The sequence below is a fragment of the Variovorax sp. 01N429 genome (assembly GCF_056399425.1).
The window spans coordinates 1-24,725 of record NZ_JBFTRG010000020.1; the positions used below are offsets into that span (position 1 = coordinate 1).

At 60.0% G+C, this 24,725-nt stretch carries 24 protein-coding genes and 1 pseudogene; 14 read left to right on the forward strand and 11 right to left on the reverse strand.

Translation table 11 applies throughout. From position 1 onward, the window contains the following. Window positions 1-572 precede the first annotated feature (572 nt). The 6 genes from AC1DSF_RS25750 to AC1DSF_RS25775 form a co-directional block, all read right to left on the reverse strand. Window positions 573-1,121 (reverse strand): P-loop nucleotide/nucleoside kinase family protein, encoded by a 549-nt coding sequence (locus AC1DSF_RS25750; protein WP_478125392.1) that lies wholly within the window; start codon window positions 1,119-1,121, stop codon window positions 573-575. Between the two features lie 124 nt (window positions 1,122-1,245). Continuing rightward, window positions 1,246-1,812 (reverse strand): TetR/AcrR family transcriptional regulator, encoded by a 567-nt coding sequence (locus AC1DSF_RS25755; protein WP_478145278.1) that lies wholly within the window; start codon window positions 1,810-1,812, stop codon window positions 1,246-1,248. Beyond that, window positions 1,809-2,351, reverse strand: a complete 543-nt coding sequence (locus AC1DSF_RS25760; RefSeq protein WP_478125390.1) for a dihydrofolate reductase family protein — start codon at window positions 2,349-2,351, stop codon at window positions 1,809-1,811. The genes AC1DSF_RS25755 and AC1DSF_RS25760 overlap by 4 nt, the downstream gene beginning before the upstream one ends. Before the next feature lie 316 nt (window positions 2,352-2,667). After that, entirely contained in the window at window positions 2,668-3,165 is a 498-nt protein-coding gene (locus AC1DSF_RS25765; protein ID WP_478125389.1) for an N-acetyltransferase family protein, read from the reverse strand. A 132-nt stretch (window positions 3,166-3,297) separates the two neighbouring features. Next, window positions 3,298-3,624, reverse strand: coding sequence for a hypothetical protein (locus AC1DSF_RS25770; protein ID WP_478125388.1), 327 nt, complete (start codon window positions 3,622-3,624; stop codon window positions 3,298-3,300). Between the two features lie 230 nt (window positions 3,625-3,854). Then, on the reverse strand, window positions 3,855-5,042 hold the full coding sequence (locus AC1DSF_RS25775; protein ID WP_478125387.1) for an MFS transporter: 1,188 nt from the start codon (window positions 5,040-5,042) through the stop codon (window positions 3,855-3,857). 191 nt (window positions 5,043-5,233) lie between these two features. Between AC1DSF_RS25775 and AC1DSF_RS25780 the strand changes: the two genes are divergently transcribed. Next, window positions 5,234-5,749: a winged helix-turn-helix transcriptional regulator gene (locus AC1DSF_RS25780; RefSeq protein ID WP_478125386.1), complete on the forward strand. Its 516-nt coding sequence runs from the start codon at window positions 5,234-5,236 to the stop codon at window positions 5,747-5,749. Window positions 5,750-6,183: 434 nt separating this feature from the next. Here AC1DSF_RS25780 and AC1DSF_RS25785 read toward each other — a convergent pair. Beyond that, window positions 6,184-7,362: pseudogene (locus tag AC1DSF_RS25785) on the reverse strand (IS91 family transposase). A gap of 10 nt (window positions 7,363-7,372) precedes the next feature. After that, window positions 7,373-8,245 (reverse strand): tyrosine-type recombinase/integrase, encoded by an 873-nt coding sequence (locus AC1DSF_RS25790; protein WP_478125385.1) that lies wholly within the window; start codon window positions 8,243-8,245, stop codon window positions 7,373-7,375. 411 nt (window positions 8,246-8,656) lie between these two features. On the opposite strand from AC1DSF_RS25790, the gene AC1DSF_RS25795 reads away from it, so the two are divergent. From AC1DSF_RS25795 to groL, 9 genes are all read left to right on the forward strand, one after another. Continuing rightward, window positions 8,657-10,633, forward strand: coding sequence for an ATP-binding protein (locus tag AC1DSF_RS25795; RefSeq protein ID WP_478183688.1), 1,977 nt, complete (start codon window positions 8,657-8,659; stop codon window positions 10,631-10,633). Then, on the forward strand, window positions 10,633-11,379 hold the full coding sequence (locus tag AC1DSF_RS25800) for a hypothetical protein (RefSeq protein WP_478125383.1): 747 nt from the start codon (window positions 10,633-10,635) through the stop codon (window positions 11,377-11,379). Before AC1DSF_RS25795 ends, AC1DSF_RS25800 begins: the two co-directional genes overlap by 1 nt. Before the next feature lie 6 nt (window positions 11,380-11,385). Beyond that, window positions 11,386-12,048 (forward strand): PIN domain-containing protein, encoded by a 663-nt coding sequence (locus AC1DSF_RS25805; protein WP_478125382.1) that lies wholly within the window; start codon window positions 11,386-11,388, stop codon window positions 12,046-12,048. A gap of 383 nt (window positions 12,049-12,431) precedes the next feature. Then, complete coding sequence (locus tag AC1DSF_RS25810; RefSeq protein WP_478125381.1) at window positions 12,432-12,728, forward strand: hypothetical protein; 297 nt, start codon at window positions 12,432-12,434, stop codon at window positions 12,726-12,728. Window positions 12,729-12,781: 53 nt separating this feature from the next. Then, window positions 12,782-14,488: an ATP-dependent nuclease gene (locus AC1DSF_RS25815; protein WP_478125380.1), complete on the forward strand. Its 1,707-nt coding sequence runs from the start codon at window positions 12,782-12,784 to the stop codon at window positions 14,486-14,488. Beyond that, window positions 14,481-15,914 (forward strand): UvrD-helicase domain-containing protein, encoded by a 1,434-nt coding sequence (locus AC1DSF_RS25820; protein WP_478125379.1) that lies wholly within the window; start codon window positions 14,481-14,483, stop codon window positions 15,912-15,914. Before AC1DSF_RS25815 ends, AC1DSF_RS25820 begins: the two co-directional genes overlap by 8 nt. Window positions 15,915-16,401: 487 nt before the next feature. Continuing rightward, on the forward strand, window positions 16,402-16,632 hold the full coding sequence (locus AC1DSF_RS25825) for a helix-turn-helix domain-containing protein (protein WP_478125378.1): 231 nt from the start codon (window positions 16,402-16,404) through the stop codon (window positions 16,630-16,632). Window positions 16,633-17,423: 791 nt separating this feature from the next. Continuing rightward, window positions 17,424-17,714, forward strand: a complete 291-nt coding sequence (groES, locus tag AC1DSF_RS25830; RefSeq protein WP_340341724.1) for a co-chaperone GroES — start codon at window positions 17,424-17,426, stop codon at window positions 17,712-17,714. 48 nt (window positions 17,715-17,762) lie between these two features. After that, window positions 17,763-19,415, forward strand: coding sequence for a chaperonin GroEL (gene groL, locus AC1DSF_RS25835; protein ID WP_478183689.1), 1,653 nt, complete (start codon window positions 17,763-17,765; stop codon window positions 19,413-19,415). 78 nt (window positions 19,416-19,493) lie between these two features. Here the strand turns inward: groL and AC1DSF_RS25840 are convergent, their stop codons facing one another. After that, window positions 19,494-20,960, reverse strand: coding sequence for a sensor histidine kinase (locus AC1DSF_RS25840; protein ID WP_478125376.1), 1,467 nt, complete (start codon window positions 20,958-20,960; stop codon window positions 19,494-19,496). Continuing rightward, the gene (locus tag AC1DSF_RS25845) at window positions 20,957-21,673 is read right to left on the reverse strand and encodes a response regulator transcription factor (RefSeq protein ID WP_478125375.1); all 717 of its coding nucleotides are present in this window, start codon (window positions 21,671-21,673) and stop codon (window positions 20,957-20,959) included. The genes AC1DSF_RS25840 and AC1DSF_RS25845 overlap by 4 nt, the downstream gene beginning before the upstream one ends. 98 nt (window positions 21,674-21,771) lie before the next feature. Here AC1DSF_RS25845 and AC1DSF_RS25850 point away from each other — a divergent pair, with 98 nt between their 5' ends. From AC1DSF_RS25850 to msrA, 4 genes are all read left to right on the forward strand, one after another. Next, a complete protein-coding gene (locus tag AC1DSF_RS25850; RefSeq protein ID WP_478125374.1) occupies window positions 21,772-22,407 on the forward strand; it encodes a cytochrome b/b6 domain-containing protein in 636 nt (211 codons plus the stop codon). After that, window positions 22,404-23,204, forward strand: a complete 801-nt coding sequence (locus tag AC1DSF_RS25855) for a molybdopterin-binding protein (RefSeq protein WP_478125373.1) — start codon at window positions 22,404-22,406, stop codon at window positions 23,202-23,204. Before AC1DSF_RS25850 ends, AC1DSF_RS25855 begins: the two co-directional genes overlap by 4 nt. A 114-nt stretch (window positions 23,205-23,318) precedes the next feature. Beyond that, a complete protein-coding gene (locus AC1DSF_RS25860) occupies window positions 23,319-23,570 on the forward strand; it encodes a pentapeptide MXKDX repeat protein (RefSeq protein ID WP_478125372.1) in 252 nt (83 codons plus the stop codon). Between the two features lie 46 nt (window positions 23,571-23,616). Next, window positions 23,617-24,360, forward strand: coding sequence for a peptide-methionine (S)-S-oxide reductase MsrA (gene msrA, locus AC1DSF_RS25865; protein WP_478125371.1), 744 nt, complete (start codon window positions 23,617-23,619; stop codon window positions 24,358-24,360). 10 nt (window positions 24,361-24,370) lie between these two features. On the opposite strand, the gene AC1DSF_RS25870 is transcribed toward msrA, so the two are convergent. Beyond that, window positions 24,371-24,721: a DUF805 domain-containing protein gene (locus AC1DSF_RS25870; RefSeq protein WP_478125370.1), complete on the reverse strand. Its 351-nt coding sequence runs from the start codon at window positions 24,719-24,721 to the stop codon at window positions 24,371-24,373. Window positions 24,722-24,725 lie beyond the last annotated feature (4 nt).

The window sequence follows — 24,725 nt, forward strand, 5'->3', positions numbered from 1 at the left end:
CCTGCGCCTGCAGCTCCGCGCTGTAGCGCCGTCTCGATCTGGGTCCTGAAGCGAGTTTGTCGCTTGTCATCATGTCCACCTATCTTTAAGTGGACACGATCCTTCACGTCGCGACGCTCGGATTCAAGATGGGATTACCGGACGCATACCAAACTGTCGCCTCCGTGCGCAGCCGTGATGTGGTCACGCAAGAGGCGCTTGGCGCCGCGCGCGCACCGATTTTTGGGGAGGCCGCTTACTCAGGCAACCAATCGGTACGGCCCTCTCTGCGAAGCCGCCGGGATGTGCAACGCGATGCCATCGCAACCGCATCAGGCGATCCCTACTCGGAAGCAGCCTCATCGGGCGTTCTTGCGACTCCCGAAGGAGCCGCAAGTCGTGCAGACATGCGCTCAGAGGCGCGGCATGAACGGACTCGGCTGGAGTAAAAGTCGAAAGGACTTGCGAGCGCCGTGATGCAACACGGGGGCCAGCTTGTCACATCGCCTGTCCCCTCTTATCGCAGCTCGGTCGGGATTGCAGGTTCTGGCCCGCGAGCGAGCCGACGCTTCGTTGTCTCAGAGCAGCCGCGGCTAGTGAGGCGCCATCAGGAGTGTCAGACACAAGGTTTCGGCAATCGCGCGCGCGGCCTCTGCAGGCGCGAGAGCGGATGTATCAATGACTAGCTCCCCTCTCGGCATCGCCCGCTCGGACGCCTCAAATTGCGTGCGCAATTCACGCAGAAGGTCCACCGACTGAAGCTTTCCAAAAAGCGCCCGGCTCGGCGCTGTCAGACGTTCTTCTTGTACCGCCACAGGAACGGTCAGCTGAACAAAATGGGTGCTGCCGCCAGCGGCCCTCACGCTTTCAACGACTCGCCTGTCGAAGCCTTGGATGACTGTCGGCTCTGGTGCAAAGGTGAAGATGAGAGAACGCTTAGCCATTGCTGCCTCGCGTATCACGTCGAGCCACATACTCTCGCGCAGCCTCACGAACTGCTCAGTGCCGAAAGGGAATACCGCTGCCACAGCATCGACCACTAAGTGGTTGTGGAAGACGGCGTAGCCAGTCATGCGCCCGAGTTCGTTCGCGATGGTCAGCTTTCCAGAGGCCACCGGGCCATGAACAAAAACAAGTTTCATGCTGCGGATTATGGTTATGTTACCGAAAGCGCTCAGTTGAAGCTCGGTTCTCGCCCGACCGACGGCCGTGCTGGTGGATGGAGCCGGCAGTGTGTGTAGCACAACACTGGCAAGTGTCCGTGCATCAGCGCGATCGCGCGGGAAGTTGACGCAGCAGGCAATCGAGAGCCAAGTGATAACGGTCTTGAAGCGCTTCAGTATGGGTCAGCTCACCTCTGGCTGAACAAAGGGCGAGGCCGCTGCCATGTGCATGGTCGATCAGAATATCGCGCCACATGACTGGGTCGGGCGTGACTGCGGTGAGCAGGCTCGTTAAGCGGTTGGTGATTCGGCGGGTCGTTCCTGTAAGGGCTTCGGGCGTGGCAAAGAGCGCGAGCGTCAACTGGGGGTGGCGGCCTACGACTCCGTAGTAGCGACTAAGTAGGTCCCGGATCTCCGAAGTGGGATCTTCCGACTTGCTCACTCCTGCCAGAGCTTCCGCATAGACTCGATCCGACACTGCCCGAAGCAAGCCTGCGTAGTCCCCAACGTGGTGGTAGAGACTCATCGGGGTCACTCCCAGTCGAGTAGCCAACGCGCGCAGGGTCAGGGCCTGGCCAGCGCCTTCCTCGAGCAACGCCAAAGCGGCAGCCAGGATGGCCTCTTGAGTGACTCCTTGTCCCGAGGAGGGCCGCCCGCGCGGGCGAGTCATGCCGCCAGCCGATAGGTGGATTGGACCAAACCAGAAGGGAAATTGCGACAGGACACCAATTTCAGATTGATGTCTTGCGAGAGTGCGCCAAACAGAGGCCTGCCGGAACCGATCAAGACGGGAACAGTTGTGATCACCATGTCGGCAATCAGCCCATCGCGAAGGAAGGACTGCACCACTTGGCCTCCATCAACGTACACCCGGCGCACGTTTTGTTCGGAAAGGGCCTCCATTTCGTCCCTGGGCGCACGGTCGGAGAACCGAACTTTGCCTGTCAATGAGTGCGGAACGGGCTTGCCCGCCAGCTGCTTGGAAAGAACGACCACGGGTAGCACGTAGGGCCACGGGTCGGACGCGATTGCTTTTTCATAGCTTCCTCGACCCATAACGATGACGTCCTTGTCGGCGATGAACGCTGGATAGCCGTGGTCCTCCCGCGGGTCGTCGCGCTGCAACAGCCATGCAATGTCACCATCTGCTCTCGCGATGAAGCCGTCGAGACTGGTGGCGATGAAAACGTGTGCGGTGATGAGCGTCATGGATTCAAATATACATCGTATATATATGACGCTCAAGGCGTTCGGAAGCCATCTCACTGCCAGCCTGCCATGCGCCTGAGGCGCACCTCAACTGGCCCGGCAGCCGCTTCAGGTCGCGGGTGTGGCTTCGAGGGCCGTACGAACGGCCGCACCAAGGGGCCAGCGCATGAATTCGTGGATCATGCCGTCGGAACGTCTCCCCCGGCACTTTCACGCCGGCTTGGCCCAAGCGCACGCCATAGGCATCCCCTTCATCGCACAGCGCGCGGCGAGTTTGGCTTGGTCATCGGGGTTGGCCGACTTCAGCCTTCCGATACTAGTGGTCTCGCAGAAGAGCCATGGCTGTTGCGTCGTAATACACCCCGTCCACCATAAAGGCCCGGCGAAGCAATCCCTCGGCTAGGAAGCCATGCCGCCCGTAAAGAGCCTTAGCGCGTGGGTTGTCCTCACGTACAGCTAGCTCGATGCGTGTCAGACCGAACGCCCAGGCCACGTCTATCGCCGCGCATAAAAGAGCTGAGCCAACACCTTGGCCCCGTGCCCCTGCGACGACGCCTATCCCCAAGCTTCCAACGTGTGCGCGAGCCTGACCACGACCGCGCAAGATGTCGCACCAACCCACGACGACGCCGTCCAACATCGCGATTCGCATGCATTCTTGATTCGAGAGGACGGATGCGTAGAACGCGTACGCCTCTTCAAGACGTGGCGCCTCTGTGAACGCAAGAAACCTTTTCTCGCGTGCGACCGAATCCAGCGCTTCGCGAAGAGCTGAAAAATGGCACGCGTGCAAGGGTTCAATGGAAAGATTCATGGTCTAGCGAACACTGGTTGCGGGAAGCCAAGGCGATGGCGCCTTAGGTACACCATCAAGTTCGCCGCGCACAACTGGGCGGCGTGCTCGATGGTCCGCTTCTGGCGTGTGCTGAAGTCTGCCGGGAATCCATCACTCATGCGGCGCCGTGGAAGACCTTCCAAGCCTCTTCTTCAAGCTGGCCGCCGGTGGAGAGGACGTGCCGTCCTCGTCGTGAATTCTGAAGGTCTGCTGGTCTCGACCGATGCTTGCAGCGCCGTCCAACCCGAGTAGTAGGGTGTACATCGTGTCCCGCAGAGCTCCGTCGAGGACGACGCGAAGCTGGGTCATCTGTGCAGCGGTCAGGCCCATGGCCTCGACCCTCTTGGCCACTTCTGCATGTCCGTGGTCACCCATGAACGCCCCAAGCAGCTCTGCTCTGAGGTCACTCCAGTTCTTGACGAAGTTTGCTGCGTCCATGTTCGTACGGTCGTTCTGGTTTGAATTCTGACCCGGCCTTGTACGTCCGGTCTTGGCCAGCGAGCACCAATTCGCGGCCGTGCCTAAAAGCTGAGCTTCGGCGCGATCGCCCTTGGCCAACGACCGCTTCAGGCGAGTTTGGCGAACAGGCAGTCCCGGCCAAAAGCCGACCTCCGCGACATCCCCCAACCGCCCGGCAGCCGTTGAGCACAATGCAGGCATGGAAGCTATCAAGACTCTTGGACTGTTTCCCTGGCACCCAAGGTGATCGCAGCGGCGACTGCGATCAGCGCTGCGATGATCGCGCAGCTCGCTCCCCAGCCGACCCATCCGACCGCCGCGGCACCGAACATTGTCCCAAGAGTTCCGCCTATAAAATAAGCCATCATGTAAGCGCTGTTGAATCGAGCGGGTGCTGAAGGGTTGAGTGCAAGCACAGTGCTCTGATTCGCGACCTGAGCAGCGAATAGCCCTGCGTCGAAGATTGCAAGGCACACCAAAGTGGCGACCGTGTTATGCAGTACAAGCCCGCCAATCAGCACAGAGCAGCCTGCAAGTGCCAGACCGAAAAGAATGACTTTTCGAGCGCCGACCCGGTCGGTCCACACTCCAGCAACGCGCGTCGCGGCGATGCCAGACAGGCCAGCCAAGGCATACATTCCGATCCGCTCCGCGGAGTAGGAAAACGGCGGTTGGGAAAGTGCAACTGCCAGGCCAGCCCAGACTGCGCAGAAGCCGAAGAACCATAAGGCGCCACGCAATGCTGCCAACCGGAGAATGGCATGTTTCGCGAACAGACTCGGGATGGATAACAACCCAGCTAAATACCCGTGCGTAACGCGTCCTCGTACGGCTGGAAGTACTAAGCGGCAACAGACTGCAAAGACCCCGCAGGCTGCGGCGAAGACGAAAAGCATTTCTCGCCAGCCCATCTGATCGGCAAGCCAGCCACCAGCGATTCGACCCGACAAAATTCCGGCTGAGATTCCTGCGGTGACGATACCAAGATTGGTTGCGCGACGGTGCGGGAGAGTCAATCTGCTTGTCAGGGAACTCATTCCCGCGCCTACAACTGAACACGCACCGGTGACCCCCATTAACAAGGTCAGGATGGCCGCACTCGTGACGGTTGCGCTCAGCGCGAGGGCGAGCCCAAGCAACGCAAACTGGATTCCAAGAACCTTGCGAGGTGAAAAGCGGTCGACTAGAGGGACAAGCGCCAACAATCCCACCAAATAGCCGATCGGCCCACCGGCGAGTGCAACTCCTATAACTGCAACTTCTGTGTGCATCGAGCCTGCTACATCTGCGATTGACGGCTGCAGCACGTAAATGCTTGATGTTCCAAGCGCAGCAGCTAACGCCATGAACATCACCTCGAGCCCTCCGAGATTGCCCGCACGTTCTTGCTTACTCATCGGAGAACACTCCGATTCTCGGAGTTAACAAAAGTCTGCACACGCACCGCTGAGCGAATTTTTTCTACGCCCTCATGTCTGTCTAGGGCCTTGGAAATGATGTTCATGGTTGTTTTTTGAGGTTCGGTTAGTGAACCTCATGAAGCTTATCACGAACAGGTCTGCTTTTTGAACTTCAGTAGACTTGGGGTATGGCAACTACTTATGACGCACAGAACTGCACTCTGGCGCGTGCGCTGGAACTAATCGGCGAGCGCTGGACGCTTCTGATCCTCCGCGATGCGTTTTACGGAGTCCGGCGGTTCAACCATTTCCGCGACCACCTTGACATCCCCCGTGCAGTGCTTGTCGAGCGCTTAGAAACCTTAGTCGACAATCGCATCCTCTCGCGCAACCCGGATCCCGAACACGCCGCGCGACATCTATACGAGTTAACTTCATTAGGCCGCGATCTTTGGCCTGCTCTTTATGCCTTGCTGTCCTGGGGCGCTCGCCTTGCCGGGCCGAATCAGCTGCGTTTCGTTCATGTCGTCTGTGGCAATGAGATCGACGACCACGGCGACTGCCAAGCGTGTCATGTCAAGCCACCACCGGCCGCTGTCGCAACCGAACCTCGCCAAAGCAAGCCTGGAGGACGGACCGACGCAGTTGCCATTGCATTGCGAAAGCGCCATGTGCTCCTTGAACCACTGGTTACCGAGAACTGACATGGACGATGCGAGCGGCTTAGCGGCTGAACCTGACGGTCTGAACGACTGCTTTCAGAACTTGGCTACTTCCGCTTCGGTTAAGGGTTGTCCGACACCTGCCTTGCGGCGCGCACATGGTGCGACCCTACAGCCTGCGGGCAGGTGTTGGACTGGCCTCCAGGGAGGAAACCGCGGAACTCAACGAAGGCGCTCGCGAAGGCGTGGAGCTATGGCGATTTGGGCTTCGGTCCACGCGATGAACCTGGAGAGTGAGCTCAAGGACGGGCCGGTCGTGCTTGCAAGCGCGAACTGATTGCACCCAACGGCCCCGTTGTGCACAGGGCGCAGTGGCTGCCCCAAAGAACTTTTCAGGTCACAGGCAAGACTGCGCCCCATCGGCACTGGCAGATGAAACCCGAGAGCAGCGTGGACAGCTCGACTCAGTCCTGTCGTCATGGCGGTCGAGCCTGTAGCGGGATGGGATGGCCCCGCACGAAGATCGCCAGGACCACCATGGGATGGCCGCAGTGCGGGCAGGAGAAGGCCGCCGAGGCAGCGCTTGAGTCGCCTTCGACATCGGGAACCACCTCAGCCTCTTGATGCAGCAAGGCGCGAGCCAGCGCCAGACTGGCGGTACGTGCTCCATTGGCCAGCAGCCCATAGTGGCGGAGGCGATGGAATCCGCTGGGCAACACGTGCAGCAGGAAGCGGCGCATGAACTCGTCGGCCCCAAGCGTCACCGTCTTCAAGCGTGTAAGGCCCTTGGCCCGGTAGTCCTTCCAGCGGAACGTGACACCGCGCTCATCCAGGCAGATCAACCGGCTGTTGGAGATAGCCACCCTATGGGTGTAGCGCGACAGATAGGCCAGCACGGCCTCGGGGCCCGCGAACGGGCGCTTGGCGTAGACCACCCATTCGCATTGACGCAGCGGTGCAAGCCAGTCGGCGAACGCCCGCGTATCGGCGAGCGCGGCATAGTCGCCGAAGAACTCCAAGCGACCGGCCCGATGCACAGCCTAGAGCTCTTCAAGGAAGCGCCGCCGGAATAGGCGCGACAGCACGCGCACGGGCAGGAAGAAGCCTGGCCTGCAGGCAATCCAGCGCCCGCCATCGGGCGATATGCCGCCGCCCGCAACGATGCCGTGGACGTGCGGGTGATGCGTCAAGGCGGATCCCCACGTGTGCAGCACCAGCGTGGCCCCGATGTGGGCGCCAAGATGCTTCGGATCGGCTGCGATGGTCATCAGGGTCTCTGCGGCGATGTCGAATAGCAGCGCGTAGATCGCGGCCTTGTTGCAGTACGCGATGGCGCTGATTGGCGCCGGTAAGGTGAAGACGACGTGGTAGTAGTCCACCGGAAGCAGATCGGCCCTACGCGCCTCGAGCCAGCGTTGTGCAGCGCTGGCCTGGCACTTCGGACAGTGCCGACTGCGACAAGAGTTATAGGCAATCTGATCTTGCCCGCAACCTTCGCAACGCAACACGTGGCCTCCCAGCGCCGCGCTGCGGCACTGTTCAATGGCCGACATGACCTTGAGCTGGCCGAGGCTCAGGTGGCCGCGCTGCGCCTTGCGCCAGTCGGGACCGTGGGTGCGGAAGATGTCGGCGACTTCCAGGGCGCTGTGCGCCATGGACGCACGCTCAGGCGCAATGCGCCTCCAGCGGGCTGACCACCTCGCGCAGCATCCGGGTGCCTACGTGGGTATAGACGGATGTGGTGTCCAACTTCTTGTGACCCAGCATGACCTGGATCACACGGATGTCCACCTTCTGCTCCAGCAGGTGGGTGGCGAAGCTGTGGCGCAACGTGTGCATCGACACACGCTTGTTGATGCCGGCGGCGACTGTGGCGGCGGCAATGGCACGGTTGAGCTGACGCGCAGTCAGCGGATTCAGCGGATTCATGCCTGGGAACAACCAGCCGTGAGGCAACATCTTCCCCTGTGAGTGGGCCAGGCGCCACCAGGCGCGCAGCAGCTCCAGCAGGACGGGCGAGAGCATCGCATAGCGGTCCTTCTGGCCCTTGCCCTGCTCGACGCGCAGCGTCATGCGCTGGCTGTCGATGTCATCGACCTTCAATGCGACGATCTCGCCGACGCGCAGTCCGGTGCCATAGGCGATGGAAAGCGCAGTCTGGTACTTGAGGTTGGATGCGGCCGCGATGAGGCGCACCGCTTCGTCGTGGCTGAGTACCACCGGCAGCTTCTGCGGAACGCGCACATAGCTCATCTTGGCCATTGCGTCATCGCGCCCGAGCGTGACGTCGAAGAAGAACCGCAGGGCCGTGATGGTCGCGTTGATCGTGATGGCCGAGACGCCGCGATCAACCATGTGCAGCTGGAATCGCCGCAGGTCCTCGGCAGTTGCGGTGTCCGGTGAACGCTGAAGAAAGGCGGCCAGGTACCGCACGGCACGAATGTACCCAGTCTGGGTCTTGGGTCGGAGCTTGCGCAGACGCATGTCATCGAGCATGCGTTGGCGCAAGGGCGAGATGGCTTGGGTGGATGCGGTCATGATCGTGCTCCTGTCAGAGGACGAGGCGGAATTGCCTCGCTCTGCACATTGACAGGGACGCGACGACTGATTGACTCCGCGGTCTTGCGGGCGGGCTACCGCGGCAGCGGTTTAGTCCTTGGGCCCGGTACGGCCTGTCAACATCGTTTGCCGTCCGGCCGGTCCGCAGCGTAAGCCGTCTTTCGACCCCGAGTTGCCAGCGGCAGCTTTCTTCTAGGGACCGGCCCACTCGCGCGAATGACCGGGAAGCAGCTTTGCTGCTTTTGGCGTGCATACGCTCCTAAACATGTTGGGGGGCAAGATGCGCTCAAGTTCGGAGAGAATGCCTCTCGCAACAAGTAGATCAGCTCGTGATTGAACCCCAGCCTTTGGCCATAGCCGCCTTCAGCTTTGCGATGGCGTGGGCGTCAGATGGATTTCATTGCATCAAAAATGGAGGGGCGGTCTGTGCAACAGGAAAACATTTTTTATGAAGATCGGTTTCTTGAAAGCTGGGCTGGTTCCATCATCACCAACCCCAGCACGGCCATTGTTGAGCTCGTTGCCAACTGCTGGGACGCTTATGCGACGAAGGTCGACATAAGCTGGCCCGATCCGAAGCGGAACAAGCAGTTTTCCATTTCGGACAACGGCAAGGGCATGACCAAGGCCGAGTTCGACTACATCTGGCGTGCCATGTCCTATGACCGAATCGCCAAGACCGGACCCACGGCTGCACCGCCACCAGGAGTGGAGGGTCTTCCACGCTTCGTCTTCGGGAAGAACGGCAAGGGCCGTTTTGCCAGCTTCTGCCTCACCAAGAACTACGTCGTCACCTCGGTCAAAGACGGCCAGAAGATCGTCTACAAGGTCAGCCGCACGGCCAACAAGCCCCTCATAACTGAACTCGTGGAGATCGTTGAGAAAGGTGTTGAAGGGCATGGCACGACGATCACAGGCGAAGGCGAAATCCGTCAGACCAACCTCACGGTTGAACAGGCTAGAGAGCTCCTTGGTGGTCGGTTCCTTGCCAACCCCTCCTTCAAGGTCAGCCTGAACGGCACTCCCATTTCGTTTGCCGACATCAGCAAGTCGTCCCTCTCAATCGTGGACGTTGAAGTGCCCGGCTACGGAACGGCCAAGATCTATCACATTGACACCGGCAAGGCCGACAAAACTACCAAGCAGCACGGCATAGCTTGGTGGGTCACGAACCGTGCGGTGGGTGAGTGCAAGTGGCGAGGTGCCGACGTTGAGCGCATTCTTGACGGCAGAACCGAGAAGGCCAAGCGCTTCACCTTCATCGTCCAGGCTGACTTTCTAAACAAGGAAAACGCCGTCAAGGAAGACTGGTCGGGCTTCATCGAGAAGAACGTCGCATGGGACACCACCAGGCCAATCGTTCAGGACAAGATTCGAGAGATCATTGACAACACCAGTGCCGCAGAGCGTGAGGACAAGCGAAGTGCGGTCCTTCAGAAGGTGGGGCAGTCGGTCAACTCGTTGCCTCTGCTGAGCAAGGATCGAGTCACGGGCTTCGTCAATGAGGTCGTGGATACCTGCCCGAACTTCGGTGAGCAGGAGATCGTGCAACTGACCTCCATCTTGGCAAAGCTTGAGAGGAGCAAGTCCCAGTACGGCTTGCTCGAAATCCTACACAACCAAGAATCGCATGACTTGGACGCCCTGCATGAAGTGCTGAGCCAGTGGACCATTGGCATGGCGAAGGTCGTACTGGACGAGATTCAGGGCCGCTTGAAGGTCATCAACGAACTGCGAATCAAGGTTCAAATCGCGTGCATTGACGAGGTGAAGGAACTCCAGCCGCTTTTTGCCAAGGGCCTCTGGATGTTCGGCGATAAGTTTGAGTCCATTCACTTCACGTCCAACAAGGGCATGACGACGGTCATCCGCGAACTCTTTGACGGGAAGGCCGAGAAGGCTTCGCTCAACCGCCCTGACTTCGTCATTCGCGGCGACGGCAGCACCGGCTTCTACTCCTTGCCTTCGTACAACGAGGATCACCAAGAAGCTGGCGTGCAGCACCTCGTCATAGTTGATCTGAAGACCACCAAGCTTTCCCTCGGCTCCAAGGAGAAGGAACAGATTTGGAAATACGTGAAGGAGTTGAAGAAGCGGGGCCACATTCAGCCTGACACCCGCATTGACGGCTTCGTCCTTGGCGACCAGATTGAAAGCGGTGAAGGTGGCACTCGGACCGAAGACAACGACAAGGTCAAGATTCAGCCGCTGCTCTACGGCACGATTTTGAACAGGGCGGAACAGCGGCTTCTGAAGCTCTACGACAAGGTCAAAGACGCCCCGTTCCTGCTCACCCAGCAAGAAGAGTTGGCGAAGTTCATTGAGCCGATCCCTGTTGCTCAAGGCTCGCTTGAGAGCGTTGCGTAGTGTCGCCGGTCAACTGGATCGCCGCCTACAACTATCTGTTCGCGGCCCTGAACAGTGAGAACAAGGCGCTCTATGTAAGTGGGTCGACGTTCTGCCGCATGGTTCAGCAGGTAGATCCGGGCTCGCCCAGCTACCAGCAACTTCTGCCTTTGCGCACGAGCCAAGGCAAGTCCAACTCCCGGAAGGACTTCTACTGGGATCTCATACAAGCTCAGCCAGAGCCGCAGCGCTTTGCCTTGTACCGGGTGTTCGTGGATCACATTGAGCCCCATGACAGGGCCCAAGCGGACACGATCAGGGACATCGTTTTCGGCGGTGGCCGTGCCGTGCCCACCACGGTTGTGCCGGTCGACCTGTGGAACTCGGAAAAGCTCAACCACAGCTTGACCGACATCGACAATGCGACTGACGCCCACCACTACAACCGGGCGACGACCCTGAGCTACACGTGTCTTGAAGGGCTCTACAAGACCTACGTGCGCAAGCATGTGCCTGACCAGGTGGGCCTGACTGACCTCATGCCGCTGTGCAAGGTGGTCAAGGACGATATTAGTCGCAAGCTCCAGGCCCAAGGGCCGTTCCCGGTGGAGATCGTCAATGCCATGCCCACCTTGACCAACGCGATTGCGAACTCAAGGAACGGGTTCTCGGAGTCGCACTTCGGAGACGATTCGCAGCGTTGGCTCGCCCTCTTTGCTCGTGACCTGACCAACTCGGTGGGTCGGCTCATGCTCAACTTCATGTGAGGCGACATGAGCAAGAAACTGCTTCTCGTTGACCTTGAGAACAAGCACAAGGTAGATCTCTCTGTGCTGGACGAGAGCTACCGGGCCATCATCTTCGTCGGTGCCAACCAGAACCCGCCCAAGGCTTCCAAGAAGCCAGCCACGGCCCATAGGTTCAGTCGGGTGGACTTCCTGAAGATTTCAGGCACTGGCAAGAACGCCTTGGACTTCCACATTGCCTTTGAGCTTGGCAGGACGTTTGAGACGACCCCCGACACCCAGTGCTTCGTTTTGAGCGGCGACAAGGGCTTTGATCCCTTGCTGACCCACCTCCAGAACAACGGCATGCACTGCCGCAGAATAGAGAGCATTGCTCAGCTCGTGCCCGTCGCTGTGGTGCCTGCTTTGCAGGTTGATCTTGTTGCATGTCGGCACTGCAAGAAGGCCAGCACGATTGAACACCATGGCGGCCTGTGGTGTTCCAACTGCGGCCGGTTCGCCAGCCCACCAGATCTGAAGCTCCTGCCTTCAAATCAGCCGGGCTTCGTGGAGGCCGAACCTGCTTGGGAAGACGATGGCGGGATCGTTGCCGAGTGTGGTTGGTGCCACCAGAAGACGGACATGACGGGTGGAATCTATGACGACGGCGAGTGGATGTGTGGGAACTGCATAGCTCGCTACGCAACATGATTCACCTTGCCCAAACCACCGGCTGCCGCCAGCCCCAAGGGGCTTCATGTATTGAGAGCGGTCGTGGCCGTTCAGCTCCGCACCATGACAAGCAAGACGGCTAGTCGGCTAGTCGGCAGATTGCTGAAGCGTTCCTGGCTGGTGCGAAGGCAAGAAGTCTTGAGAACAGAAAGTCGTTCGGTCTGCTGTACGAACAGGGTTGCCACGGCGTGTGCATTGGCCTCATGCGTCAAGAGCTTGATATCTTGCTTCGCCTGTCCTTCCTCTGGCGTCCTGAGACAGCAGCGGACGTTGCGGTGTCCCTCATGGAGAAGACCGTCACGAAGGGGGCAAGGTGGTCATATCAGTAAAACGGCAAGAAGGTCATGCTGAGCGATAGGAGCATGGTGGCCTTCGCCCACTTCTTGGGTGGCTGGGAGCGGGTTGCCTACGAATTCGGTTGCAAGGCCATTCACTTGTCCGATCTTCATGCCTACCAGGCGGGCGACCCCATGAAAAACCTGAGCGAGCATGAGAGGCAGGAGATTTCTCAGTATCTGAGCAGCTACCACGGTTACGACGGCAAAGATCTGACCATGGACGACATGGTTTCTTACCTGCCCAACGTCATGGAAAAGATCAGCAGCAACGTGGAGTTTTATCTGGAGGAACTGGAAGAGCGCTATGTGCATGCCGGCTGAGTTTGTCGGCACATGGCCTCTTCGGTTCGAATCAACACTAGGGAGCGGGCTTCGTGAGAATCAGAAAAATATCGATCAGGAACTTTCGCGGAGTCAACGACCTTGACTGGAGCCTTCCGACAGCGGACATCTTTTGTCTCATTGGGAAGGGCGACTCGTCCAAATCCACGATCCTTGAGGCAATCAGGTATGCGTTCCATCCTCAGTGGAACCTGACCCTCAGCGACTCGGATTTCTACACGGGCAAGGTAGAAAACGCCATTGTCATTGAGGTGTCCATAGGCGATCTCGTTGAAGACTTCCTCTCCCTCAACATGTACGGCCAGTACCTGCGAGGTTGGGACGCCAAGACCGGCAAGCTCGTTGACGAGGCCGACGACGCTCTTGAATCCGTCCTGACAATCCGCCTCACTGTCGGCAAGGACTTGGAGCCCAAGTGGCTGGTGGTCTGTGATCGCAATCCTGACGGTGTGCCCTTCAAGCAAGCTGATCGCAACAAGGTCAGCGTGGGCCTGATCGGAGCCTACAGCGAGAGACAACTTTCATGGGCGACAGGCACGGCCTTAGCAAAGCTCACTGAAGCGCAGAGCCTGAACGAGTTGCTTGCCAATGCTTCAAGAACGGCCCGCACCTCGCTTGACGCCGACAGGCCCAACAGCCTGAAGAACTTTGACGCTGCCGCCGTGAAGTCTCAGGAGGTGGCCAAGATTTTAGGTGTGCCTGTCGTGGAAGCCTACAAGGCCCACTTGGACTTGAGTTCGGTGAACCTGAAGGTCGGCGGACTCGCTCTGCATGACGGCGACATTCCGCTTCGCCAGTTGGGATTGGGGTCACGGCGAATGCTGTTGTGCGGCATTCAAAAAATGGGTCTTGAAGAAGGCCATGTGACCCTCTTTGACGAGGTTGAGTTCGGGCTCGAGCCTCACCGCATTTCTCGGCTCTTGAAGCATGTGCGGGAGGACAAGCGGGGTCAGTATTTCTTGACCACCCATTCACCTGCCGTGCTTCGTGAGCTCACCGTCAATGAGCTCTACATTGTCCACAGCAAGGCAGGCACTGTGCGGGTCATCCCCGCCTTCTGCGAAGGCTTGGTGGCCCATGAGGCACAGGGGAAGATTCGATCCAGCGCTGAAGCCTTTCTGTCGAAGAAGGTCGTAGTCTGCGAAGGGGCCACTGAGGTGGGCTTCTTGAGAGGCTTTGACGACTACCAGGTCGGAAAAGGCAATGATCCGTTCTCATACCACGGGGTGTCCTTGTTGAACGCTGGTGGTGCGAGCAAGATTAAAGCATTGGCCGAGGCATTCAAGCTGCTTGGCTATGAGGTCTGCGTCCTTGCTGACGGAGACGCCGAGAAGCAGTTCTCGCCTGCCCATGAAGCGGAGTTGAGAGACAAGGGCATTCCGGTTCATGTGTGGACCGACAGGCTCTCATTGGAGGAACGGGCCTTTCAGGACTTGCCGTGGGCAAGCGTGATCGCCAGTGTGAAGCTTGCCCAAACCGTTCCCAGCTTGACCGTCTATGCCAACGTGCGTTCCAAGTATCAAAAGGAACTCAGTGAAGACGTTGGCACGTGGGCGGAAAGTGCCGATCTGAGACTTGCCATCGGGAAGGCGGCGAAGGGTTGCGACTGGTTCAAGGACATCACCCGAGGCGACTTGTGGGTTCAGGCTATCAGTCCTTCTTTCGGCGATCCCGATTTTTCAAAGAAGGACATTCCTGTGAAGCTCTCCAAGCTCTGGGAATGGGCTGAGCATGTCTGAGGAACTGGCAATCAAGCTCGGTGAATGCACAGGCAAGGGGTATGTCATCGCTCCTGCTGGCTACGGCAAGACGCACTTGATTGCCATGGCGGTGAAGGCGGGAACCCACCGGCAGTTGATCTTGACGCACACGTTCGCCGGGGTCAATTCCATCAAGACGAAGATGAGCACCCTCGGTGTTCCTGCGTCCCGGTACCAGATTGACACCATTGCCAGTTGGTCCCTTCGTCTTTGCCTTGCATACCCGAAGAACTCTGGGTGGAAGATTGAAAACCCAACGAGCAAGCAGTGGGCGACGCTCTATGAGGCATGTTCAACCCTGCTGAAAAAGGACTTCGTTCGCCGTATCGTCAAGGCCACTTACGCCGGCGTTTACGTGGACGAGTACCAAGACTGCTCGGATCTGCAGCATGGTCTTGTGTGTGCCTTGGCCGAAGTGCTGCCTAGCCGCATTCTGGGCGATCCCATGCAGGCCATTTTTGACTTTGACGACGGCAAGCCCGTGGATTGGGACGCTAGCATCTATCCGCATTTCGCCTGCTTGGGTCAGTTGGAGAAGCCATGGCGTTGGGACAATGCGGGACAGCCGTTGTTGGGTGCATGGCTCAAGGCCGCGAGAAAGAGCTTGGAGCAGGGTCAGAAGATCGACCTTATCAACGGCCTGCCTGCATGCGTAAAACGGGCCTACACCGATCCCCAGTACCTGCCCAACAAGCAGTACGCTCTTCTCTGTGAGCACTTAGGCAACACCGCCTCCGTCATTGCCTTGCATGGCGGGGATCAGGAGTCCAAGAACAAGACCCACCGCCTGGCTCGGACCATGGGAGGCCGTTTCTCTTCCATTGAGGAAGTGGAAGGCAAGGCGCTCTTCTCGTTCGTCAAGAAGCTCGATTCCGCCAAGAACACGAAGGCTAGGTTCCTGCACGTCTTGGATTTCGCCAAGGACTGCTTCACTGCCGTCGACAAGACGCTGACCGCTGGCACCAAGCTTGGAAACATTGCCAAGGAGACGAAGGCCACAAAATATCCCAACTTGCTGGCGGCCGCGAACCTGTACCTCACAACGCCGACAAGCAAGAACCTCAAAGCCTTTATCTTGCTGCTGAAGGATAACCCTGAGACTGCGGCCTACCGGCGTGATTTGCTCTACCGCTTCATGAGCGTCCTGAAGTTGCACATTGACGGGGCAGGGGCGACGTTCCTTGAAGCGGCGAACCTGTACCAAGAAGAAATGCGGCACACGGGCAGGCCGATCAGACATCAGAAGCTCATTGGGACGACATTGCTGGTCAAGGGGCTTGAGTACGACCATGCGGTGATTTTGGACGCCGACTCGCTCGGTACCAAAGACCTCTATGTTGCAATAACGAGGGGTGCAAAGTCGTTAACGATCATTTGCAGCGGCGGAACTTTGCCGAGCGTCTAGGGTTGCCGTTGCCAGGATGCCGCGGTTGCGCGGCACGAAACTATCCGGGTGCACCGGCTCCACTTCGCCGCAAGCGGTTGACGACGGCAATGCTAGCGTCGCAGATGCCCGGTCTCAGGACTACCGGTCGTTCGAACATCGGACGTCAAAGACTGTTCTCAGTCTGGAGCCGAACTAGCGGGACTTCGTCTGTGTCTGTAGTCGGGTGTGAAGCGGTCTTTGAGTTGACACAGATCGATCGGCTGCAATCAGTCTTACTCGGACATCCATTCAGGGGCGACTCGCAGTTCCTCAGGGCCAAATGCGCGGCATGAGCAACATCGGTTCCGTCTTGAAGTCTGAGATCTCTCGCGTTGCGCGCAAGCAGAAATGGACAGCCTCAACAAACAAGCTCGCAGTATCCCAGCGAGATCGCCGACTTGACGCGCCAAGTAGCCGGGCGGCACAAGCAGCTCAACCAGTTAGCCCTCAGGCGAAGACCGCTTCGATGATCACCGCCGTCGACGATGCCGAGACGCCTCGTCGCTTCAGCGCCACTCGTTTTGCTGCCCAAAGGGCCGAGCTTGGCTTGTCTGGGGCTTTCTACGGAACGCTTGTGGGCATGAGCGGCGCTACCATTTATCTTTGGGAAAGCCGCGCGCCAACGAACAGCAGCTTCAGCGCTTGGTCGCAGTTCGCGCTCGGCAAGCGCACAGCTCTCGAGAAAGTGAATAAGTAGTCAGTCGACGCTGGACGACATGGAGTTGGCGTGCGGCGTGAGCAGCTACATGCTTCCTACGACAGCGGCTGATTTTCACAATTGGAGCGGCCTGCGCTTGACCGCTCTGTTGAACGCGCCGCCACGTCCAAACTTCACAAGCTTCCGCAAGTTCTGCTCCGACTCTCAACCAATTCGGCAGGGAGAGCGCTTGCTTGACCGCTCTCCCAATCGCACCAGCGACATGATGGTGATCGTCGCCCCTTCTTGACCGCACTGACCGACCATGCTGCTGTCCGCACCCCGGGGATTTGAGGTTTCGGCAGTTGTAACCGACCAGCGATTGGATGGAATTTTCCGACGGATGTTGATTAACCGCGACAGACCTCAATACTCCCCAACAAAGGGGACATGCCGCGCTAGCCTCTCCGCCGCGGCCACGCTCTTCGCCAAATCGCGCGGCATGTCCACGTTCCATACACCGGACCTCCTCTGGCCCGAAAGGCGCCTGTTCGTCGAAGCCCAGGGCCTCCAGGGCTGAGTGGCTAGCTAGGTATTTCCCCTAGCAGGCACCGCAAGAGTCCCCTACCGCGGGAGGCCATGTGCGCACGTGTTCAGAACTGAGAGAGAAAAGTTCAGGACTGATTGAGAATCGACATCTGCTCTTCAACGCGCGCGCTCTTGAAACCGGGCAAAACACCCTTATGATTAGCACTCGTCGAAGTTGAGTGCTAACAGCACCGCACTTCGCGATGCGGAGCCGGCACCATGCCGGCTTCGGACCAAACCCCCGTTTCTTATCAGGAGATGCAATGAAACTTCGTCCTTTGCACGATCGCGTGATCGTCAAGCGCATTGAAAGCGAAACCAAGACCGCCTCGGGCATCGTGATCCCCGACAACGCCGCGGAAAAGCCCGATCAGGGTGAAGTCCTGGCGGTCGGTCCTGGCAAGAAGAACGACAAGGGCGACCTCGGGGCGATGAGCGTCAAGGTTGGCGACCGCGTCCTCTTCGGCAAGTACAGCGGCCAGACCGTCAAGGTCGATGGCGACGAACTGCTGGTCATGAAGGAAGACGACCTGTTCGCAGTCGTCGAGAAGTAATTTCTCACCCTTCATCCCTCTCATCCAACTGAATCTCGGAGAAAACTCATGGCAGCAAAAGACGTAGTCTTCGGCGGCGAAGCCCGCGCGCGCATGGTCGAAGGTGTGAACATCCTCGCCAACGCAGTCAAGGTCACCCTGGGTCCCAAGGGCCGCAACGTGGTCCTCGAGCGCTCCTTCGGCGCCCCCACCGTGACCAAGGACGGCGTGTCCGTCGCCAAGGAAATCGAACTCAAGGACAAGCTCCAGAACATGGGCGCCCAGCTCGTGAAGGAAGTGGCCTCCAAGACTTCGGACAACGCCGGTGACGGCACCACCACCGCGACCGTGCTGGCACAAGCCATCGTTCGCGAAGGTTTCAAGCTGGTGGCTGCCGGCATGAACCCGATGGACCTGAAGCGCGGCATCGACAAGGCAGTGACCGCCCTGGTCGCCGAGCTGAAGAAGGCTTCCAAGGCCACCACGACCTCGAAGGAAATCGCGCAAGTCGGCTCGATCTCGGCCAACAGCGACGAAACCATCGGCAAGCTCATCGCTGACGCAATGGACAAGGTTGGCAAGGAAGGCGTGATCACCGTTGAAGACGGCAAGTCGCTCGACAGCGAACTCGACGTCGTCGAAGGCATGCAGTTCGACCGCGGTTACCTGTCGCCCTACTTCATCAACAACCCCGAAAAGCAAAGCGCGATTCTGGAAAACCCGTTCGTGCTGCTGTTCGACAAGAAGATCAGCAACATCCGCGACCTGCTGCCCACGTTGGAGCAAGTGGCAAAGGCCGGCCGTCCGCTGCTGATCATTGCCGAAGAAGTCGAAGGCGAAGCCCTGGCGACGCTGGTCGTGAACACGATCCGCGGCATCCTGAAGGTCGTGGCCGTCAAGGCACCTGGCTTCGGCGACCGCCGCAAGGCCATGCTCGAAGACATCGCCATCCTGACGGGCGGCAAGGTCATCGCTGAAGAAGTCGGCCTGACCCTCGAGAAGGTGACGCTGGCTGACCTCGGCCAAGCCAAGCGCATCGAAGTGGGCAAGGAAAACACCATCATCATCGACGGTTCGGGCGCCGCTGCCGACATCGAAGCCCGCGTGAAGCAAGTCCGCGTGCAGATCGAAGAAGCGACCAGCGACTACGACCGCGAAAAGCTGCAAGAGCGCGTGGCCAAGCTGGCCGGCGGCGTGGCAGTGATCAAGGTTGGCGCTGCCACCGAAGTCGAAATGAAGGAAAAGAAGGCTCGCGTCGAAGACGCCCTGCACGCCACCCGCGCTGCAGTGGAAGAAGGCGTGGTTGCCGGTGGTGGCGTGGCCCTGCTGCGCGCCAAGCAAGCCGTGGGCGACAAGCTCAAGGGCGACAACGCTGATCAGGACGCCGGTATCAAGCTGGTGCTCAAGGCCATCGAAGCGCCTCTGCGCGAGATCGTCAACAACGCCGGCGGCGAAGCCAGCGTGGTCGTGAACGCTGTGTTGGCCGGCAAGGGCAACTACGGCTTCAACGCCGCCAACGACACCTACGGCGACATGCTCCAACTGGGCATCCTGGACCCGACCAAGGTGACCCGCACCGCACTGCAAAACGCCGCTTCGGTTTCCTCGCTGCTGCTGACGACCGAAGCCATGGTCGCCGACGCACCGAAGGAAGAAGCCGGCGCTGGCGGCGGCATGCCAGACATGGGCGGCATGGGTGGCATGGGCGGCATGGGGATGTAATCCCGGCCCGGCTTCCAGCCAGTCCAAAAAGCCCCGAGGCGTGAGCCCCGGGGCTTTTTTTCGTCTGAAATGCGGCTCTCAGGTGCTCAGCAGAAAAGAAAACACGGCCCCTTTGTCGACACGCGGCAGCAAGCGGATGTCACTGCCATGCAGCTGGAGGATGCGCTTCACGATCACCAGCCCCAGCCCACCGCTTCGGCCTCCCGCCGACGAGAACATCGGCCGCGTGAAGATGGCGGTGCGAAGCTCGCTCGGAATACCCGGCCCGGTGTCGCTGATCTCGACCTGCACGCCGGCCTTGTCCTGGCGCAACTGCACCATGATCTCGCCGCCAGCGGGTGTGTGGCGGATGGCGTTGTCCAGCAGGTTGGTCAGCACGCGTTCGATCATGCCGAGGTCTGCCGACACGCCGGGCAGGTCCGGTGCAATGTCGGCCACCAGCCGTTGATGCCGCGCCTCGGCGGCCAGCTCGAACTTCTGGAACACGTCCTGCACAAGGTCAGCGAGCGCGAATTGCTCCTTCTCGAGTTTGACCACGCCATATTCCAGTCGCGCCAGTTCGAAGAGCTCCTGCGAAAGCCGGGTGACCTTGCGACTCTGTGCCAGCGCGATTTCGAGGTAACGGCGCCTTTCCGCCGTGTCGAGCGTGTCGGCCTTGATCAACAGCGTCTCGAGGTAGCCGTGCAGTGACGTCAGCGGCGTGCGCAGGTCGTGCGAGATGTTGGCGAACAGCTCGCGCCGCTGCTGGTCCTGCTGCGTGAGTTCGCGCCATTGCTCGGCGATTCGCCGCGTCATCTGCGCGAAGGCCTGGGCAAGCGTGGCGATCTCGTCTCCTCCGCGGCCGACGCGCTCGAACGCCGGTTCCACATCCTGGAGCGCCGCCACGCCATCGTTCTCGAACTTGCGCACCGCACCGGTCAACTCGCGCAAGGGCCGGGTGATGAGCCGAAAAGCCACCAATCCTGCAATCAGGCCCAGCAGGGCGACCAGCGCCACGGACCACAGTGTCGTGCGCAATACATTGCTCGCCACAGCGTCCGCCAGCAGCGCGTCACGCTCTTCGCCCGACAGGACCACGTAGACATAGCCGACCTCCTGCCCGCCCACCCGCAACGGCGCGGCGCTGAATACCTTGCGCGTGCCATTGCCGCGCGGATCGTCACCCAGGACCGGCAATGGCGCGCCGTCGAGCAACCGCCGTATCGGCGCCATATCGACGCGGTCGCGCTTCAGATGTCCGGGCGGGGCCGCCTGCCCTTGGATGCGGCCATCGAGCCCCAGCAGGTAAAGCTCGACGCTGGGATTCACGGCCATCAGCTTGTCGAAAAGGTCGCTCACCGCCGCAGGGTTGGGCCCGTCGCGCTCCATCAACGTCGAGTTCTCGGCAATGTGCGCAGCCAGGCCGAGCGAAAGCCGCTGCGTCACCTCCTGCTCGTAGCGGCTGCTCGCATGCATCTGCAGCCAGATCGAGGCACTGCAGCACGCCAGCAGCAGCACGGCAAAGACCACCGAGATGCGGCGCGACAAGCTTGCATGCAGGCTCATGGTCCGGCCTCCTGCGGCGCCAGCTTGTAGCCGCGCCCCCAGACGGTGAGGATGCAGCGCGGCTGCGACGGGTCAGCCTCGATCTTCATGCGCAGGCGATTGATGTGCGTGTTGACTGTGTGCTCATACCCGTCGTGCTGGTAACCCCAGACATGGTTGAGCAGGTCGAGCCGCGAGAACACCTTGCCCGGATGGCGCGCAAAGAAGTGCAGCAGATCGAACTCCCGCGGCGTGAGTTCGACAGGCTTGCCATCGACCTGCACTTCCCGGGCGACCGGATCGATGCCGAGGTTGCCGATGTCCAGCCGTCCTGCCTCCATTCGCGCATTGCGCGCCAGGGCGTCGGTGCGCCGCAGCAAGGCCCTGACCCGCGCCACCAGTTCCAGCACCGAGAACGGCTTGGCCAGGTAGTCGTCAGCGCCGAGTTCGAGGCCCAGGATGCGATGCACCTCGCTGGACCGCGCACTCGTGATGATGATCGGGGTATAGCGCGTCATGGCCCGCGCCCTGCGGCAGATTTCCAGCCCGTCCACGCCCGGCAGCATCAGATCGAGGATCAACGCGTCCCAGCTTCCGCGCTCCAGTTCGCGCAAGCCGGCATCGCCATCGGCGGCATGCGTGATGGCGTAGCCCTCGTCCTGAAGATGCATGCCCATCAGTTCGGCGATGTGCGCATCGTCCTCGACGATCAGAACGCGTTTGGCTGAGTCCATGAAAACGGATTGTGCGGCGATATCGGCGGCGCATTTATCACGATTAATTGAACTCTCCGTGATGAATCGGCCATGGGGTCCGCCCAAGAATCTGCCCCATGCAAAGCGAGTCCACTCCATCCGCTTCATCTGGCAAGGCACCCATCCACCCGCTGTGGATGCGCATCACGCACTGGCTCAATGCCCTGGCCGTGCTGGTGCTGGTCACGAGCGGCTGGCGCATCTACGACGCATCACCACTTTTCGGATTCGAGTTTCCTCCTTCGATCACCCTGGGCGGTTGGCTCGGCGGCGCGCTGCAGTGGCACTTTGCCGCGATGTGGCTGCTGGCGATCAACGGCCTGACCTATCTGGTGCTCAACGTGGCGAGCGGCCGGCTCTGGCGCAAGTTCTTCCCGCTGTCGCCGGCCGGCGTCTGGCGAGATGCGCTTGCGGCCTTGCGCGGCAAGCTGTCGCACGCGGACCCGCGGCGCTACAACAACGTGCAGCGCCTGGCGTATCTGTTCGTGATGGTCGACATTGCCGTGCTGGTGGTTTCCGGCTTGGTGCTATGGAAGTCAGTGCAGTTTGCGGGTCTGCGTGAACTGCTCGGCGGCTACGAGTTCGCCCGCCGCATTCACTTCTGCGCGATGGCCGCGCTGGTTGCCTTCGTCGCCGTCCATCTCGTGATGGTCGCGCTGGTCCCGCGAACGCTGCTCACGATGCTGGGCAGCCACAGCAAGGAGGCCGCATGAACTTCTTCAAGCGCACCCCCCAGGCCACTCTGGCCGACATCGACACCGATGCGGCTCTGGCCGAGGCGCGCAAGCTCATCGGCCGGCGGATCGAGCAGCCTGCGCGTCGCGCATTCCTGCAGCGTTCGTTGACACTCGGCGGACTCTCGCTGCTGAGCGGCTGCAGCATCAGCGACAACTCGACGGTCGAGGCTGCGCTCACCCGCATTTCACGTTTCAACGACGCGGCGCAAGGTTGGCTGTTCGATCCGAACCGGCTGGCGCCGACGTATCCCGAATCGATGATCACGCGGCCGTTTCCCTTCAACGCCTACTACGGCGAAGACGAGGTGCGCGAAGTGGCGGAGGACGGCTATAGGCTCGAAGTCACCGGCCTTGTGGCTGACAAGCGAAGCTGGACCTTGCCCGAACTGCGCGAAATGCCCCAGCAGGACCAAGTCACGCGCCACATCTGCGTTGAAGGCTGGAGCGCGATCGGCAAATGGGGCGGCGTCCGTTTCGCGGATTTCCTGCATCGCATCGGTGCGGACACCAGCGCCCGATATGTCGGCTTCAAGTGCGCCGACGACTACTACACCAGCATCGACATGCCGACCGCATTGCATCCGCAGACCCTGCTGACGCTCACCTACGACGGCCAGCCGCTTCCACCGAAGTACGGTTTTCCGATGAAGCTGCGCATGCCCACCAAGCTTGGCTACAAGAACCCGAAGCACATCCGGGCGATTTTTGTGACCAACACCTATCCCGGAGGCTACTGGGAAGACCAGGGCTACAACTGGTTCGGCGGCAGCTGAGTCGGCTTCGACTCGGCGCTGCTGAAAGCGTGCAGCGCTGTTCTCCGGAACCGCGCGCACTGAGACTTTGAAAAACTTAACAAGCTCGAAATTCACTCATACAAGGACACTGAAATGAACAAGCTCACCGCAACGCTCCTCGCCGGCTTCCTGGCCATCGGCTCGGCTTCCGCATTCGCGGCCGACGACATGAACAAGGACGCCATGTCCAAGGATGGAATGAAGAAAGATTCAATGGCCAAGGACGGTATGAAGAAAGAATCCATGGCGAAGGACAGCATGTCAAAGGACGGCATGTCAAAGGACGGCATGAAGAAGGATTCGATGTCGAAGGACGGCATGGCCAAAGACGAAATGAAGAAGTAGCCTCGGTCTTCCGCCACCGAGGTTTCACCCAAGGAGCAGCACTGTCATGAAATCACCTTTTTCCATGGGCGCGGGATCGCGCATCTCGCTGACTCGGCGGCCCTTGTTGGCTGCACTGGCCCTCATCGCGGGGGCCGGGCTGTGGCATGTGGCACCCTCGCTCGCTGCGGAGGCCGCGGTCGTGATCCCGGCGCCGGCCGAAGACGCGTCCACCCCGCCAGGCACGACATCGGAAACCGCCGTGATCGCGGGCGGCTGCTTCTGGGGTGTGCAGGGCGTGTTCCAACACGTCAAAGGGGTGACGAGCGCCGTCTCCGGCTACGCGGGCGGCCAGCCATCGACGGCCAAATACGACGAGGTCGGCTCAGGCCGCACCGGCCATGCCGAATCGGTCCGGATCACCTTTGATCCTCGACAGATCAGCTACGGACGGCTGCTGCAGATTTACTTTTCCGTGGCGCACAACCCGACCGAGCTGAACCGCCAAGGCCCCGACACCGGCACCCAGTACCGCTCGACCATCTTTGCCGCCAATGCCGAGCAGGCGCGCGTCGCCAAGGCATACATCGCGCAGCTCGACAAGGCAAAGATCTACGGCAAGCCAATCGCCACGACTGTCGAAACGCTCAAGGGCTTCTATCCGGCCGAGGCGTACCACCAGGACTTCATGACGCGCAACCCCGACCATCCGTACATCGCCTTCAACGATCTGCCGAAGGTCGAGAACCTGAAACGGGTCTTTCCGGACAGCTATCGCGCCAAACCCATGCTGGTGGGTTCGGGCGCCTGAAAAGCGTTTGTCAGATGCTGGCCGGCAGGGGCTCGGGCGGTGGACCGTAGAGGTTGGATTCGGGCTGGCTCGGCTGAACCATGAAGTACAACAGCACGAGCGAGCCCACCACCGGAATCAGCCCGAGCAGCAAAAACCAGGCGGACCTGCCCACGTCATGCAGGCGACGCGCACCGGCCGCCAGCATCGGCAGGATGAAGGCAAGGACCACCAGCAAGTTGACGTATTCGTGGATGAAGCCGGTGACAAAGGCCAGGATGAAGTAGGCCAGGAAGAACCACCAATACTCGGGACGCGATGCGCGGCCGGAAAAATCGACGTACTTGCGAAAGCAGGTCTGTACGGCCTGTTGAAAGTTCATGAAC